Source organism: Paenibacillus sp. JT31N17 (assembly GCF_056269255.1).
Genome location: NZ_JBWDNP010000005.1, coordinates 338,362 through 353,769 on the forward strand (window position 1 = coordinate 338,362; position 15,408 = coordinate 353,769).

Genomic DNA, 15,408 nt, shown 5'->3' on the forward strand with positions numbered 1-15,408 from the left:
TCTCAGCCTGATACGCTGCTTATCGTTTATCTTACTCTTCCAGGCTGGCTTCCATCTGCTGACGCTCCCACTGCTCTTTGTACCAGCCGCCAAGCAGCATCAATTCCTGATGCGTGCCTTCCTCCAGTATCCTTCCGTCCTCCAGTACCAGAATCCAGTTGGCATGACTGACGGCAGACAGCCGGTGAGTCGTAATGATCGTGGTCCGGCCTGCGCGCGCCTTGCGGATATGATGAAGAATGCGGTTCTCCGTCCGGGCATCCACCGCCGATAATGAATCATCAAGCAGCAGAATCTCCGAATCGACGAGCAGCGCCCGGGCAATTGCAAGCCGCTGCTTCTGGCCGCCGGAAAGCATCACGCCATTCTCCCCAACTATGGTGCCGAGACCCTCCGGCATCTGGGCGATATCGGAAGTGAAGGAGGCCATTTCAACCGCTCTCTCCACTTCTGCAAGCGCCGCATCCGGTTTGCCCAGGGCGATGTTCTCCTGGATGGACTTGGACAGCAGCAGATGCTCCTGCGGTACGTAGGCAACCCAGGACTTCATTTGTTCCAGGGCGATCTGTTCGACGGGAATATCCGAGATGAACAGCCGGGCGTCATCCACGGGATATTGACGGAGCAGCTGCTTGAGCAGCGTACTTTTCCCGCTGCCGGTCTTCCCTACAATCCCCAGCGTCTCCCCCCGTTCCAGCCGGAAGGAAATATTGCTGAGACTTGCATGGTTGGCTGTTGGATAGGTGAAGCTGAGACCTCTCATTTCGATCCGGGACGGGATAGCCAGAGCCACCGGAGCTTCCGGATCCTGCAAATCCGCTTTCTGCGCCAGCGCGGTTTCCACGCGGTCCGCCGAAGCGCTGCCGCGCTGCAGGACGTTAATAAATTCTCCGAATGAGATCATCGGCCAGATGAGCATGCCCAGATAAATATTGAATGAAATCAATTGGCCCAATGAAATTTCGCCTTCAAAAACAAGATAGGAGCCGTAACCGATGCCAATGGAATAGCTGACGCCGACAATCAGCGAAATCAGCGGCTGAAAGAGCGCATTAAGGATGGATACCCGCTTGTTCTTGTCCCTGACCTCGGAGGTCATCGTATCGAAGGCATTCAGATCGTGGTCTTCCTGCACATAGGAGCGGATGACGCGAATGCCGGAGATGGACTCCAGCGCATGCTCGTTCATTTTGCCGAAGGAGGCCTGCGCCTCAAGAAACCGGGTTCTTACCTTCTTCCCGAGCGAGCTGATCACGACCACAAGAAAAGGCAGCGGAATGAGCGCCGCAAGCATTAATTTGAAGCTGATAAAGGAGATCATGGTCACGATAACGACAGAAGCGCCTACCAAGGTGTTCACAAGCGTCATGACACCGTAACCCGATGTTTGGCCGATCGCGAGAATGTCGTTGGTCGCAAGCGCCATCAGCTGTCCGGTGCTGTTGCGCTGGAAGAAGGCCGGCGTCATTTTCGTCAAATGGGCCAGAAGCCGCCCGCGCAGCAGCTTCTCGATGAGCGCCGAATTGCCGAACAAGGTAGTAATCCATATGTATACCATGCCGTATAAGAGCAAGGCGAGTCCGACAAGCAGCAAAACCGTCTGGTTAAGGCCTGCCGAGGTCAGATTCTCCTGACGGATATGATCGATGGTATTCCCAATCATCTTGGGCGGTATGGTTGTCAGCAGGCTGACAGCTGTCATCAGGCCGATGGCAATCGCATAGCTGGTCCATCTTGTTTTAAAAAACCACTGCAGCCGTGTCACAAAAGACAAGGCGTTCACCCCTTTTCGGAAATAACAATAGACATACACAGTAAGTTTACAGGTTAGTTTCATACAAGTCTATGTATTGGAAAAAGAAAGCCATAGCGCAGCTCCGATACAGACTTTCCCCTCAAGCACCCTATACCATAATAGCAAACACATGTTCCCATTACAAATCTTTTTTTAAACAGCAAAAAGGACAGCCGTTAAGCTGCCCTTGCGTTCAAGGCTGGAGGTTCTGTTTGAACCTGACGATCAAGCCCAACTCTCCAGCAAGGTTTTTCCTGCCTGCAGACCTGCTCGCCATGCCGGAATGGCTGTAAAAAGGAATTTCCTTATTAGAGGCTCTGCTTGGGCCTGGCAGGAGTCAAATCAGTAATGCAGCAAGGTTTTTCCTGCTTGCAGAGTCAACTCCTACGGTTGGAATAACTGGAGGAAGGAATTTCCTTACTGGAGACGCCCTTCGGCATGCAATTAAAAATTTCGGCTCTCAGCCACCACGTAAGTCAGCAATTCCCTTGCCGCCCATTACGGGGTCTTGATATGAATTTCAAACAGCCTCGCCGTATCCGCACCCGGCATCCGGATATTAAGCAGGGCTTCACGGGCGCTCCATTTCCAGCTGCAATCATGCTCAGCCGGGTACGCGCAGCGCACCTCAAGCTCTTGGCCCTGAAGTCCGGGAAGGGGGAGCAGCACCTGCGTCGAATCGCCGCCAAGACGCCAGACTGCCAGATAAATCCGGCTATCCGCCTTGAGTCCGAGGCTGACCCAATCGTCCTTGTGCCCGGGTAGTCCCAGAGGCCAGAATGGCAAGGCTTCCGGAATATCCTGACGGATCGTCTTGTAGTAATCAAGCGCCTCCTTGACCAGTTCCCTCCGCCTTGGGCTTAATTCGGCCAGATGACCGCTTTGATGGATGCGGAGCAGCAGCGCATTGACCATGTTGAAAATAACCTCTTCATCATCGCCTTCCCGCAGCGGATAGGACCAGATGGCGGATTGCTCGGGCGTCAGCGCCGCCGGCGACCCTGCTGCGATGGCCGCATATTTCCTGAAGTCCTCCTGATCGCTGGTGGATTGAATGCTGTACCGGCTGAGCATCGCATAATCCATCCGCATGCCGCCGCTGGAGCAGTTCTCGATCACGAGCTCGGGATAACGGGCGAATATGCTGTCCAGCCAGGCAAGATAAGCCCGGTTATGCTGCAGCAGACCATCGCCGAAGCTGTCCGCTCCGGTCTCCGTTCCGATTCCGGCATTGATATTGTAGTCCATCTTGATGTAGCCGACCCCGTAATCCTCGACAAGCCGCCGGACCACTTCATTGGCATGCGCGATCACCTCCGGATTCCGGTAATCCAGCTGATACCTGCTGCGGTCCTTGACCCGCTTACCATGACGCATGAAGAACCAGCCGTCATTGGCGTCGGCCAGCTTCGGACTGTTGATGCCCATAACCTCCAGCTCCAGCCACAAGCCGGGAATCATGCCCTTGCCGCGGATATAATCAAGCACATATTTGATGCCTTCGGGGAACCGTTCCGGCGAGGGCATCCATTCCCCGACGCCGTCCCACCACTCGCCCGCCGCATACCAGCCCGCGTCGATACAGAAATATTCGCAGCCGACTTCGGCGGCAGAGTCAATGAGCGGAAGCAGCTTCGCAGTCGTCGGATCTCCCCATAAGCAGTTCATATAGTCATTGAAAATCACCTGCAGCTGCCGGTTATCGTCATTGGGACGGCGTATTCTCCGCCTGTAGGCAGTCAGCTGTCCGATCGCCTGTTCAAATCCGCCCTGTACGGAGCCGACCGCAACCGGAACCGAGACAAACTCCTGCCCTGGCTGAAGCTTGATCCACCAATGGTTGTCATGCTCCGTCGGACCGCTGACCAGAACCGTCAGTCTGTCGAACTGGTCCACGATTTCCCAGTGCCAGGAGCCGTTGTGCTCAATCTGCCAGAACAGGCTCCTCCCCGCTTCCCTGTTCTCCAGCACAGCCATCGGGATATGCTCAGCCGCCGACCATGAACCGGTATTGCTGTAAGCCAGCCGCTTCGTGCCGCGGTCGATCAGATGCGACATCCCAAGCTCCGGAAGCGTGTAAGTGCGCCACTGCAGCTCGCTCTGCCAGCCGTTGTGGGCCACAGTAAGCCGCATTTTCTCATCCCGGTCCTGAGTGCCCTCCTTATCAAGACCAGTCAGTGCAAAGGATGAAACATACTCCACAGCAGCAGGCCCGCCGCCCTCGTTGACCAGGACCGTCCATGTCCGGACAGTGGAGACGCCGTTATAGAACTGGAAATGCGCTTCAGCCTTCAACGCAGTTACAGGGTCTCTCAGCACAATCTCCAGCTTCCGCCCCGGTCCGCCGATGTAATCGCGGTGTGTCTCATACTGCATGCGAAGCCCGGGATAAGAGGCACGATGGGTCCGGCCGTGATATTCAGCCCGGTCCTCGCCGGTCAGCTGCAGCTCCATCAGCCGGAAACCCGGCTTTTGCGATTCATCAATGGAGGACGCATCATAAGGGCTGCTGCCAAAATGCAGCAGACGCACGTCCAGCTGCTCCGTCACCTCAAGCACCAGGTATAGTCCATTTTCCGTCACTTCAATATTGGTATTCATCAAGCATGGCCTCCCCATGTAAATCTGCCGTTTATCAAACGTAGCCCAGCACCTGATAAAAGGCGCTGAGCTACGAAGTGTAGAATCGTTATACGCTTACCCGGCCGGCATTCGTGCCCGGCCAGGAAGACGTTTACTGGGCTGAGCCCAATTGAATCCATGCTTTTTGGATCTCATCAACGGCTTGATCCTTGGTTTTGCTGCCGCCGATGTAGGCTTGCATGATTTCCCCGAATTTCTGATGGAAGGTATCCAGGGAGTAGTTGATCGACAGATCGCCGGATTTTTCGGTTTTCAAGATTTCATTCATTTGCTTCGGCATATCCAGATCCGGTATTGGAGCATCCTTGATCGGAGGTATCACCTTCGCTACGTCGGAGAACCATTTTTTCCCGTAATCCGATGTGTAAAGCCAGTTGAAGAATTCCACTGTTTCTTTTGCGACAGGCGAATCTTTATTGATCCGCAGAGCCTGGTCGGCACCGGTAATGATGAACGATTGTTCGGGCTTGTCGCTGACCGGGTAACCCATGATCCCGATTTGAATATCCGGGGTGATTTTCTTGATCGCTTCCTCATCCCATGCGCCTTTGCCGGTCATGAATGCGGCTTTGCCTGCAGCGAAGTCGCTGACTTCGGCATTGCTGTCGCGCTCAAGCGGCTTGTTGGTGCCATGCTTGACCGTCAGATCGATGAAATCGAAGAAGTTGCTGTATAGCACCGGATGGTCTTTGAACGTTGTTTTGCCCGCGATAAAATCAGCTACAAGCTGCTTGGCATCCATGCCTGCATCCATTGCCGCAGCATCCACATAGTGCTGGAAAATATGCTTCCAGACCCACCACTCTTTATAAGCGTTAGCGAATGGCGTAATGCCTTTTGCTTCCAGCTTGGTGATCGCATCCTGCATTTCGGCAGTTGTTTTTGGCACTTCTGTAATACCGGCATCAGCCAGAAGCTTCTTGTTGTAAACCAAGGTGAACAAATTGCCCTTCACCGGCAGCCCCAGCACTTTGCCGTCCGTGGATGACATGTTTGCACGCACCGCATCGGTCATCGCAGCAGCCAATGGCTCATTGGTCAGATCGGCGCTGTATTCCGCATAGGTATCGATATCGCCGCCAGCCGTCGTCTGGAATACATCCGGCGTGCTGCCTGAGGCGATTTTGGATTTCAGAACCGTGTTGTAATCCGCCTGCATAATTTCCAGATTGATTTTGACGTTCGGTTTGACCTTCTTGTACTCCGCAATATAGGCGTTAAAAGCATCGGTATATTCCGGCGATGCCGTGAACATATTGATCGTCACCGGCTTGGAATCGTCTGCAGCGTTGCCGCCTCCGGCTTCCGTGCCGTTATTGGCCGCTCCGCCATTGTTGGCCGTATTATTGCTGCCGCAAGCCGCCAGCACGCTGATCAGCAGCACCATACTGATGGACAGCGCTAGTAATTTCTTAGACATGGTTTAGCCCCCGTTTTCGATGTGTTATCGTCTTTCACCGCTTATTCTAAAGAAATCAAAATGAGATAAGAATGCAGATAAGTGATGAATTGAGGGTAAAAAAGTGGAGTCCTGCCGCTGTTTACTTTTTATCCGCTTCTTCGTTCGAACGATATTCCGACGGGGAAAATTGATAATAATTCCGGAAGGCCTTGCTGAAATAATTTTTGTCCTTATAGCCCAGCATCTCGGAAATCTCCTGGATTTTCAGGCCAGGATCACTCAGCAGCTCCTTGGCTTTATCCATTCTGATCTTCTGCACATATTCATGAATGCCGAATCCGAACTGCTGCTTGAACAGCTTCATCAGATACTCCCGGCTTAAGAAATATTTCTCCGTAAACATCGAGATCTTGATATCCTCAAAATAAAAACGGTCGATGTACGCCTTGATCTCGGCAATATCGAATGGCCGGTCGGCGGCCATGGAATGGCGGATGTCGTCGCTGTAATAGGACAAAATCCGGTTCAGCACCGCTTCATATTCGCTGAAGTTAACGAAATCCGTCCCGATTCCGGCGCTTCTGAGCGGATTCTCTCCTTCGGGCTGACGGCGTTTGGCAGCAGCTCCCCGTTCCAGCGCCAGATCGCTCAGCAGCAGCACGAATTCATGCAGGATGCGATCCGCCTCGCCTAAGGTGAACCCGCCGGAAGCCTGCATCTGCTTCGTAAAGTCGCTCAGCATATTGCGGGCATGATTGAAATTCCCCGCATCCAGCGCACCCCGGATAAGAGGCATGCGGCTCATGATGGAATGGCTCTCGCCGCCCCCCATTTTGCCTGCCGCCCCCGCTACAACGGTCCCATTCAGCTTTAGAAGATCAATTCCGTTGATGGATGCCTTGGCGGATTCGTATGAATCTGCGATATGCATCACATCGCTGCCATCCGGGCCGATGGCTGCAGCCACGCTCATGCCGAACAGCTGCTGCAGCGCCGCTGCCGTTTTCTTCGCCAGATGGGCGCTGCGGAAGCTGGCATCCTCCGGATACCCGCCCTTCATCGTATAGACGGCGATCATTTCCCGCTCCTGCTTGGGGCTCGCGAAGCTGAAGCACTGCAAGGAATCGCCCGCCACATCGCCGACGACATTGGCCACGGCAAAATGAAGCAGCCCGATATCGCCGTTGAACCTGCCTGCCAGAATTTGCTCCAGATTCAGAATCCGCAGCACAACCGCTCCGAACCGGCCGCCGGCATCATCCGCTCCGATCAGAGGCAGGAAGGCTTCGTTCGTATGCTTCTTGAAGCTGCGCTCAATGATCGAGAGATAGATCTTCTCCTTCAGCTTGGGCAGCGACATGTTGAGTGTAATGTTCTTCGTAATAAATTCGCTCTGCGTTTTCCGCTTGGCCGCAAGCACGCCGATCGCCTTGCCAAGCGCCTCATTCAAATCCGCCCGGTTAACCGGCTTCAGCAAATAATCGACGACCTTGGCGTGGATCGCCTGCCTCGTATATTCAAAATCATTATAGCCGCTGATGACAATGGCGAATAAATCCGGGTAATCCCGTTCAATAATTTGCAGAAAGCGGACTCCGTCCATTTCCGGCATTTTCATATCCACCATAACCAGGTCAATCCGGTGCTGCTCCAGGAGAGCAAGCCCGTCCTTCCCATTCGTGGCCTCCAGTATTTCTTCGACCCCAAGATTCTTCCAGTCCCCCAAAATGCGGATAGCCTCGCGCAGCGGCTCCTCATCGTCAATAATCAACACCCTGTACACGGCTGCCGCCACCTCCCTCTATTACCATTCTCATTTCCGTTCCGGTTTTATTCGTCCTGATCTCCAGACCTGCCGTTTCCCCATAAAGCAGCTTCAGGCGGGTATTCAAATTCGTAAGGCCGATATTGTCGTTCTCCCTCTCCTCCCAGCTGCTCTGGAATGACCCCAGCACCTGCTTCAGCCGCCCGGGCGGAATACCCGGACCATTATCCGTCACGGAAATAATGGTATGGGTCGGTGTCACCTCCGCCTGGATGATGATGGTCACGGTCCCCGAAACCCGCTCAACCGCATGCTTGATCGAGTTCTCCACCAGCGTCTGGATGGAGAGCTTCGGAATTTGCAGCTCCATCAGGGATTGATCCCACCGGATCTCGACATGAAGTCTGCTGCCGAATCTCGCTTTCTGCAGAACCAGATAACGTTCGATATGCTTCAGCTCTTCCCTCGCATAGACGATATCCTTGCCGCTGATGCAGTACCGCAGGGTCAAAGCGAGCGCATCCACCATATCGGCAATCTCGAATTCGCTGCTTTTCAGCGCTCTGGTTGAGATCGCCTGCAGCGCATTATAGAGAAAATGCGGGTTGATCTCCGCTTCCAGCGCCTTGAGTATGGCGTTCTTCTCCACCAGCTTCATTTTGTACCGTTCATTGATCAGATCGTTGGTATTCTTCACCATTTCGTTGAAATGCCGGGTGAGGAAAGCAATTTCGTCCCTCCCCTTCACCTGGGCCTCCACATCGAAGCTGCCGCTGCTGAACAGGCTCATCTGGCGGGACAGCTTCTTGAGCGGCTTGGTGATGGCATTGGAGAGAAACGTGACCAGAATGATCGATACCAGCAGAAATAGCAGACCGATCCCGTAACCCAGATTACGCGTGGTTGTCGCAGCGGCATAGATCTCCTCATAGGGTATCGGTTTTATAAGCTTCCAATTTTGCTGCTCGCCCACATTATAAACAACCAGATAACGTCTGTCTCCGTCCGACCATGTCAGCTGGCCCGCCCTGCTCTCCCCGACCCGGCCAAGCCAGCTGGAGCGCTGAACCTCTTGATAAAAGGCGGGATTATCCACATGGAAGGCATGGTTATCCGGGTCCAGAAACATCAGATGCTCGCCCTCATTAAACGGAATATCCTTCATAATCTCATCCATCCCGGTGGATTTAAAATAAAAGGAAAGCACCGCCTGGGGCTGCCGCGTGGCAATCGACCGCAGCACCCGGTGATACGCCATGAAGCTGGTTTCCCGATTTACGGCATAGCCTGTTTGGGTTTCAGGCAGGGCAAGCGATTGAAAAGCCTCATTCTTCGGGCTTGCCACAGCCTGCTTGTACCATGACTGTTCGGGAATCGCGGCATCCTCGCCCACACGGACCATAATGTTATAGTTTTCCCGCGAGATGGAATAATACTTATGCTGGTCGATCAAATACAGGTAGATCGCTTCCAGGTCATTGCGGGAATAATACAAGCTTCTCAAATAATCCTCCAAATACATCTTGGAGGCATAGTCATGGGCTTCGTTTACAATCGCTCCGTTTATTTCATCATAGCGGATTTGGGGCAGGGACAGCTGCTCGATCCCGGCCAGGTAATCCTCCAGATTCTGATTGACGAGCATCAGGTTGTTGGAGGTGCTCTCGATGCTGCTCTTAATGGATTCCCGCTGGAGCATCTGATACGAAATGACCGTAAGCGACGCCACGACAAGGATAATGATGGAGGTAAACAGCAGGATCAGCTTATTCACCAGCCTTCGCGAAATCTTGTCGAACAGCATGCTTATGGAATAAGCCATTTTTCTTGCAATACTACCCATATAGCAATCCCCTTTGGCGGAGTACAGTTCACCTTTTTACCCCTAACTGTTTTCTTAAATCCATTCTTTTGCCCAAGACCAGCTGTTTATAATTATTATAGCTCATTCGCAGTTCCCGGGTAGGCCAAGGGCAAGCGCCCCTTCCAAATAGGACAGCAGCATAAAAAAGAGGTGCACAAGGATGAAATCAGAAAAAATGAGATTAGGGAAAAAGTGGTCCCAGAGGCTGGAATTCGGGATATTCACAGTTCCGGTGCTTATATGCATCGCAGTTGCATTCTATATTCCGTTTGCCATGACGATCCGTTATTCCCTGACCAAATGGAACGGAATTTCCAAGCATCCGACGTTTATCGGCTTGGACAACTTCAAACAAATCTTCATGGGGGATTCCAATTTTACCAGCGCCGCCTGGTTCACAGTAAAATATGCGGTCCTGTACATTATTCTGGTGAATGTGCTGGCGATACTGCTCGCCGTTCTGCTGGACATGAAGCTGAGAAGCACATCCTGGCTCAGAGCCGCTTTCTTCGTACCCTATATCCTGAGTCTGGTTATTGTCGGCTTCATATGGAAATTTATTTTCATGCAGGGCTTTGAATCGCTGGGCGCAAGCACAGGCTGGGGCATCTTCAATCTCAGCTGGCTCGGGGAGCCCGGGCTTGCCTTCATCTCCGTCCTGTTCGTGTCCATCTGGCAGTCCATCGGCTTCTACCTGGTTATCTATATTGCCGGGCTGCAGTCCGTACCGGACGATCTCAAGGAGGCCGCGACCGTCGACGGTGCGGGTCCCGTACGAAGGTTCTTCAGCATTACGCTGCCCCTGCTCGCGCCATCCATTACCATTTCCGTGTTCATGGCGTTGACCAACTCCATCAAGGTATTCGACGTCATTCTCTCCTTGACCGGAGGAGGACCGGGCGGCACGACCTACAGTATCGCATACGATATTTACCGGGATACCTTCCAGAACAATCTGTACGGCTATGGAACGGCCAAAGCGCTGATCCTGTTCGTAGCGGTCCTGATTGTAACGATTATCCAATTGGCTATTTTCAAACGCAGGGAGGTTGAGGCATAAATGAAAACCAACAAAGCCGGCCGCTGGACGCTGGAGATCGGAATGATCATCCTGTCCCTCTTGTTCCTTTATCCCTTGTTCCTGGCCATCAATAACTCCCTGAAGAGCTTCTCCGAGGTCATGACCGATGTCATTGCCCTGCCGAAGCATCTGGCGTTCGACAATTACTCTTACGTGTGGCAGTTCATCAATTACCCGCGGTTATTTCTTAACAATTTGGTCATTACCGTGATTGGACTGGCCGGAATTATTCTGTTTGCTTCCGTCGCCTCCTACAAGCTGGCCCGGACAAAATCAAGATTAAGCGGCATTGTGTATTTTCTCTGTATTATGCCGATGCTCATTCCGTTTCAGTCCATTATGCTGACCGTCCTGCAGCTTGCCCGGAAGATTCAGCTTTCCGACAGCACATGGGGACTCGGCATCCTGTACTGGGGCTTCGGAGCTCCGCTTGCGCTGTTCATCTATCATGGCTTCGTCAAAGGAATTCCCAAGGAAATCGACGAGAGCGCCACGATTGACGGAGCATCGGGCTTGCGATTATTCTTTCTTGTGATCTTCCCGCTGCTGAAATCGGTGACGACGACGATCATCATTATTGACGTAATGTGGATCTGGAACGATTTCCTGCTGCCGCTGCTCATGGTTAACGGCTCGCCGTCCACCAAGACGCTGACACTTGCCGCCTATACCTTCGTCGGCCAGTATACGTCCGACTGGCAGTATGCCATGACCGCCATGGTAATGGCCGTGCTGCCGTCCATCATCGTCTTTATTTTCCTGCAGAAATATATTGTCAAAGGCGTCGTAGCCGGAGCCGTCAAGGGCTGATTCCCGGGGCTTGAAATGCACGCAAACAAAACGCCGGAGCAGACGGTGCATAACCGCTGCCTCTGGCGTTTTTGTGTGTTTAATATTAAGCGTGTTTAATATTCAGGTGCTTAAAAATCATATTCCGCATCTTTCGCTTCCCGGACCTTTGCAAATGCATCGGTATACAATACGGTATCTTCCGCTAAACGCTCCAATCGAAAGAGAACATCATCATTTACAATTTCCTTCCGGTTGAAATCCTTCTCCTCGATAAAAACATAAGCGGGCACAATATGCGCCTTCATATACGCCAGGATGGGCTTTAACTGTTGTTCAGCCATCAAATAATGCTTCGCCGTTCCGGCTGTAACAAGCATGCTTACCACTTTATCCCGAAAAGCGCTGACCGGCAATAGATCAAAAATATTTTTTAGCGTTGCCGGAATGGATGCTTGGAACGTGGGTGTCCCAATAATAATGGCATCCGCAGCCATGATGGTTTCCGTTACAAGCTTCGTGTCGCCTTCATATTCCCGGTAATCGCGTCCGTCGCTGAACACGATATCGTACTCTGCAAGGTCAAGCAGCGTAATATCCGCATCCTCATGCTTTTCCCGTGCTGTACGGAGCGCATAATCCATGGCCGTTCTTGTTTTAGAGCCTACGATAGAGCCTGAAATTCCCACTATCTTCATCTCGGACACCCCTTATTTTTTGGCTGTATGCTTCTTGATGGCAGGCATGATTTCTGCAGCGATAAGCTCAATATTTTTAGCGATTTTATTGAAAGGCACGCCGCCAAAATCGATTTGCGCCATAATACGCTGGTGGCCAAATAATTCATATTGAAAGAGCAGCTTCTCGATAATTTGCTGCGGGCTGCCAAGCAGTAATACATCGCGGTAATCCGTAGACCGCGCGAATTGCTGTTTGGGATAGCCGACCCCGCGCAGGGCTTCCATACCGGAATTCAAATGCGGATAGTACTCACGAACCGCATCCTGTGAATTTTCCGCAGTATAGAATAAAGTCGTGGTTGCGACAGGCAAGGCTGCCGGATCAAAGCCGCTCTTCGCAGCTGTCTCACGATAAGCATCAATAATGGTTTTCGAATGGGATGCAGGACCGCCAAGCTGCGCCAGCATAATGGGCACTCCTGTGTATCCCGCTTTGATCGCACTGGCTGTCGTACCGCCTACCGCACGCCAAATGGGAATATGGCCATTTTGAGGCTGCGGAAAAATAGGCGCATTTGCTAGAGGAGCACGGAATTGGCCTTCCCATGTTATGGTTTCTTCGTTATTCAACTTCAACAGAAGCTCCATTTTTTCTTCAAATAATTCTTCGTAATCCTTCACATCGTAACCAAGCAGGCTGTATACCCCTACCCTTGAACCCCGTCCGGCAACAATTTCAGCACGGCCCTTTGAAATTAGATCAAGCGTAGCGAAATCTTCATAAACACGGACGGGATCGGACGTACTCAAGACCGTTGCCGAGCTGGCAATTTTGATTCTTTTTGTTGCTTGGGCAATAGCTGCCAGAAGCACCGTGTGCGCCTGTGTCGTAAAATGCGTCTGGTGACTTTCGCCGACAGAAAATACATCAAGCCCGGCCTCATCAGCCAGCTTGCTGGCCTCGATAAATTCCTGAATGCGCTGTTCTGCGCTGATCATAAAGCCTGCATGCGGGTTCGGCAGGTGATCCCCAATCGAATATAAGCCGAATTCAATTCCTTTATCCGGATTAATACGAAATTTTTCCATGCTGCTCTCTCCCTCTCCATTTAAGGTAATAATTATAACTTGACTAGTCAACTGATAAGGTAAAAAAAATTACTCTGGCGGTATTTCTTTCTTTTGGCTGTGCTTATGGACGCGTGTCATCAATGAATACAGGGTTTGTTGTTCTTCTTCGGTCAGCACATCGTCAAAAAAAGACGACTGGAAGGCAGATTGCTCGGGAAAAGCTTGTTCAAGGATAGACTCGGCTTTCATAGTAAGGCTGATTGTCTTCGTTTTCCAGTCATGCTTGCGTACAATGTAGCCTTCTTTCTCAAGACGTACAAGCATACGCGAAATGCCGCCCTGCGTAACCGTCACTTTCTCTGCTAATTCCATCTGACTAAGCGGCTGAAAAATGCGAATTTGCATAAGCACATCAAACTGGGCGGTCGTTAAATCAAAACGTTTCAAAAATTCATTCGACATCTGATTGCTTTGGTTCGTAAAACGCGTTAGACGTCCCCAGATTAAAGACCCTAAAGTATGATTACGTATTTCGCATTCCCCCCATCCGTAATGTTATCATCACTTTACTACTCAATTGATAAAAAAGCAAGAGGACTCTGTTAACAGATTTTCAGAAAATAATCTAAAAAGGCCTTCCTGAAAAGGGAGGCCTGAAATACGCCATTTATAAGCGATGCGGACATTGTTATGGCTTTGCCTGTTTTATATTCTCATCGTATCCGCGCGCCAATTCTTGATCGCCGCGTGTATATCGGCCGGCTTCAGACCCTCGGCTGCCGCCCGTTCGCACAGCGCTGGAAATTCATCATCGCCCGCATTGCGCAGCGCGATAATCTGGGCGAGCTTAATTCTGGCATCCAGCGTCCGTCCGGTCAGACGGTAATGACGGAACTGCTCCTCCATGCGCACGATCCGGTCCTGCGTCCTGGTCGCATACGGTCGGATCCGCGAGACCACAAACAGCAGACAGAGAGCGAACAGGAACAGCAATAGAGCGAGCGGGATTTGCCCATCCTCCTGAACAAAAGCCTGCACCAGATAAACGATGGACCAGACGAATACAATCAAGGCGAGCGGTACCGTGACATAATGATAAGCCCAGTCAAAGCGCAGCGACTTCCCTTTGTTCTGTTCGCTCATAATAAACATCCTCCTCAAAGTATGTATGATTCCACTAACAAATTGCCTTTATCTACATCATACCACCTGGTCCTCGGCAAACGTCCTGCTTATGGAGAAAAATATGCGTTTACTTGTCCAAATTATGTCACCCCGCACAAAAAGAGCCGCCCAGGGCTCCCGGTTTGCGGCTCGCTTCTTTGCTGGTTTATGTATCCAAGACCGGTCGACATCCGGTCTCTTATTCGTATTCGGCAAAGGGATCCGGTATCTCGATCCGGTAGGCTTCGGCATCGCTGACGCCTACGGACAGCATGGCACGGCCATTGCCCAGCCTTACAAGCCCTCCGCTGAAGATTACATCCTCCAGGTCCGGACGTTTTCCAGGACCGGTGGGGAAATCGCCTCTTACAGCAATAATTTTCAAAGGCGTTTTCTCCAGGGTGAGGGGATTCATGGCAAACACACAGGAATAATAATGCTTATGGCTTTGCTCGTCGAAACAGGCAATATGCCCCAGCACCCCTACCAGCCCATTCTTGAGCAAATGAGCCTCATTCGCCCCTCCCCATTCCTCAGGGACAAATTGATCCTGGAGAATCTCCGCATTGTGGAAGGTTTGCTCATTGAGCTCATCCAGAGAATTGATAATGGTAAAGCCGATCTGCCCTCTTCCGCCTCTGGCTCCCTGAGGTCTGGTGAATACGCCGACACGTCCATCGAGCAGCTCAATCAGCCGGATATCCTTCATATTGGCTGGACCGGACGAGAAGTGGCAGAGGGAATCGATATGGGTGCCCCGGTAAAATTGCGTGCACCAGGAGATAATCCGGCGCGGATTGTCTGCGGCGGTCACCAATTCAACGCCGCCGAAAACCAGCTCACCCTTGATGAGAGCCACACAGGGGTCCTGCAAATTGTACGTGTGGGTATGAGCCCTCGGACTCCATACATGATCCGCGCTCTGCGTGAAGAAAAAAACCTGTGAGAACTCGCTGTCCCGCTCCTCGACCCGGCCCATGATGACTTCTTCCCCGTCATAATGGAACGGGGCTGTAATATTATACACGTCGCGCCCGCCGACTCCCGAGAATATAAGCTTCTCGACCTTTGTGGCGCGCGGGGCGGCATAGAATTGTTTTAACAGCTGATTGGCGGTTTCCGGCTTGGTTTTTTTAATAATCATTCATATTCTC

At 51.9% G+C, this 15,408-nt stretch carries 12 protein-coding genes; 2 read left to right on the forward strand and 10 right to left on the reverse strand.

Annotation, left to right across the window (positions count from 1 at the left end; genetic code table 11):
* Positions 1 to 31: 31 nt before the first annotated feature.
* From AC0YOB_RS19330 to AC0YOB_RS19350, 5 genes are all read right to left on the reverse strand, one after another.
* Positions 32 to 1,774, reverse strand: coding sequence for an ABC transporter ATP-binding protein (locus AC0YOB_RS19330; RefSeq protein WP_475794157.1), 1,743 nt, complete (start codon positions 1,772 to 1,774; stop codon positions 32 to 34).
* Positions 1,775 to 2,293: 519 nt separating this feature from the next.
* Positions 2,294 to 4,396, reverse strand: coding sequence for a glycoside hydrolase family 36 protein (locus AC0YOB_RS19335; RefSeq protein ID WP_475794158.1), 2,103 nt, complete (start codon positions 4,394 to 4,396; stop codon positions 2,294 to 2,296).
* A 133-nt stretch (positions 4,397 to 4,529) separates the two neighbouring features.
* Positions 4,530 to 5,858 (reverse strand): ABC transporter substrate-binding protein, encoded by a 1,329-nt coding sequence (locus AC0YOB_RS19340; RefSeq protein WP_475794159.1) that lies wholly within the window; start codon positions 5,856 to 5,858, stop codon positions 4,530 to 4,532.
* A 121-nt stretch (positions 5,859 to 5,979) separates the two neighbouring features.
* Positions 5,980 to 7,623, reverse strand: a complete 1,644-nt coding sequence (locus AC0YOB_RS19345; protein WP_475794160.1) for a response regulator transcription factor — start codon at positions 7,621 to 7,623, stop codon at positions 5,980 to 5,982.
* On the reverse strand, positions 7,601 to 9,448 hold the full coding sequence (locus AC0YOB_RS19350; RefSeq protein WP_475794161.1) for a sensor histidine kinase: 1,848 nt from the start codon (positions 9,446 to 9,448) through the stop codon (positions 7,601 to 7,603). The genes AC0YOB_RS19345 and AC0YOB_RS19350 overlap by 23 nt, the downstream gene beginning before the upstream one ends.
* Before the next feature lie 181 nt (positions 9,449 to 9,629).
* Here AC0YOB_RS19350 and AC0YOB_RS19355 point away from each other — a divergent pair, with 181 nt between their 5' ends.
* Together AC0YOB_RS19355 and AC0YOB_RS19360 are read left to right on the forward strand one after the other, a co-directional pair.
* Positions 9,630 to 10,529, forward strand: a complete 900-nt coding sequence (locus tag AC0YOB_RS19355) for a carbohydrate ABC transporter permease (RefSeq protein ID WP_379114410.1) — start codon at positions 9,630 to 9,632, stop codon at positions 10,527 to 10,529.
* Positions 10,530 to 11,360, forward strand: coding sequence for a carbohydrate ABC transporter permease (locus AC0YOB_RS19360; protein ID WP_475794162.1), 831 nt, complete (start codon positions 10,530 to 10,532; stop codon positions 11,358 to 11,360).
* Positions 11,361 to 11,470: 110 nt separating this feature from the next.
* On the opposite strand, the gene AC0YOB_RS19365 is transcribed toward AC0YOB_RS19360, so the two are convergent.
* The 5 genes from AC0YOB_RS19365 to AC0YOB_RS19385 all read right to left on the reverse strand — a co-directional run bounded on the left by AC0YOB_RS19365 (position 11,471) and on the right by AC0YOB_RS19385 (position 15,398).
* Positions 11,471 to 12,037: an NADPH-dependent FMN reductase gene (locus AC0YOB_RS19365; RefSeq protein WP_475794163.1), complete on the reverse strand. Its 567-nt coding sequence runs from the start codon at positions 12,035 to 12,037 to the stop codon at positions 11,471 to 11,473.
* Between the two features lie 12 nt (positions 12,038 to 12,049).
* Positions 12,050 to 13,108 carry an LLM class flavin-dependent oxidoreductase gene (locus AC0YOB_RS19370; protein WP_475794164.1) on the reverse strand — a complete coding sequence of 353 codons (1,059 nt, stop codon included), beginning with the start codon at positions 13,106 to 13,108 and terminating at the stop codon, positions 12,050 to 12,052.
* A gap of 69 nt (positions 13,109 to 13,177) precedes the next feature.
* Positions 13,178 to 13,621 carry a MarR family winged helix-turn-helix transcriptional regulator gene (locus AC0YOB_RS19375; RefSeq protein WP_475794234.1) on the reverse strand — a complete coding sequence of 148 codons (444 nt, stop codon included), beginning with the start codon at positions 13,619 to 13,621 and terminating at the stop codon, positions 13,178 to 13,180.
* Between the two features lie 174 nt (positions 13,622 to 13,795).
* Positions 13,796 to 14,233 carry a DUF6526 family protein gene (locus AC0YOB_RS19380; protein WP_475794165.1) on the reverse strand — a complete coding sequence of 146 codons (438 nt, stop codon included), beginning with the start codon at positions 14,231 to 14,233 and terminating at the stop codon, positions 13,796 to 13,798.
* Between the two features lie 220 nt (positions 14,234 to 14,453).
* On the reverse strand, positions 14,454 to 15,398 hold the full coding sequence (locus AC0YOB_RS19385; RefSeq protein WP_475794166.1) for a DUF1861 family protein: 945 nt from the start codon (positions 15,396 to 15,398) through the stop codon (positions 14,454 to 14,456).
* Between the last annotated feature and the right edge of the window lie 10 nt (positions 15,399 to 15,408).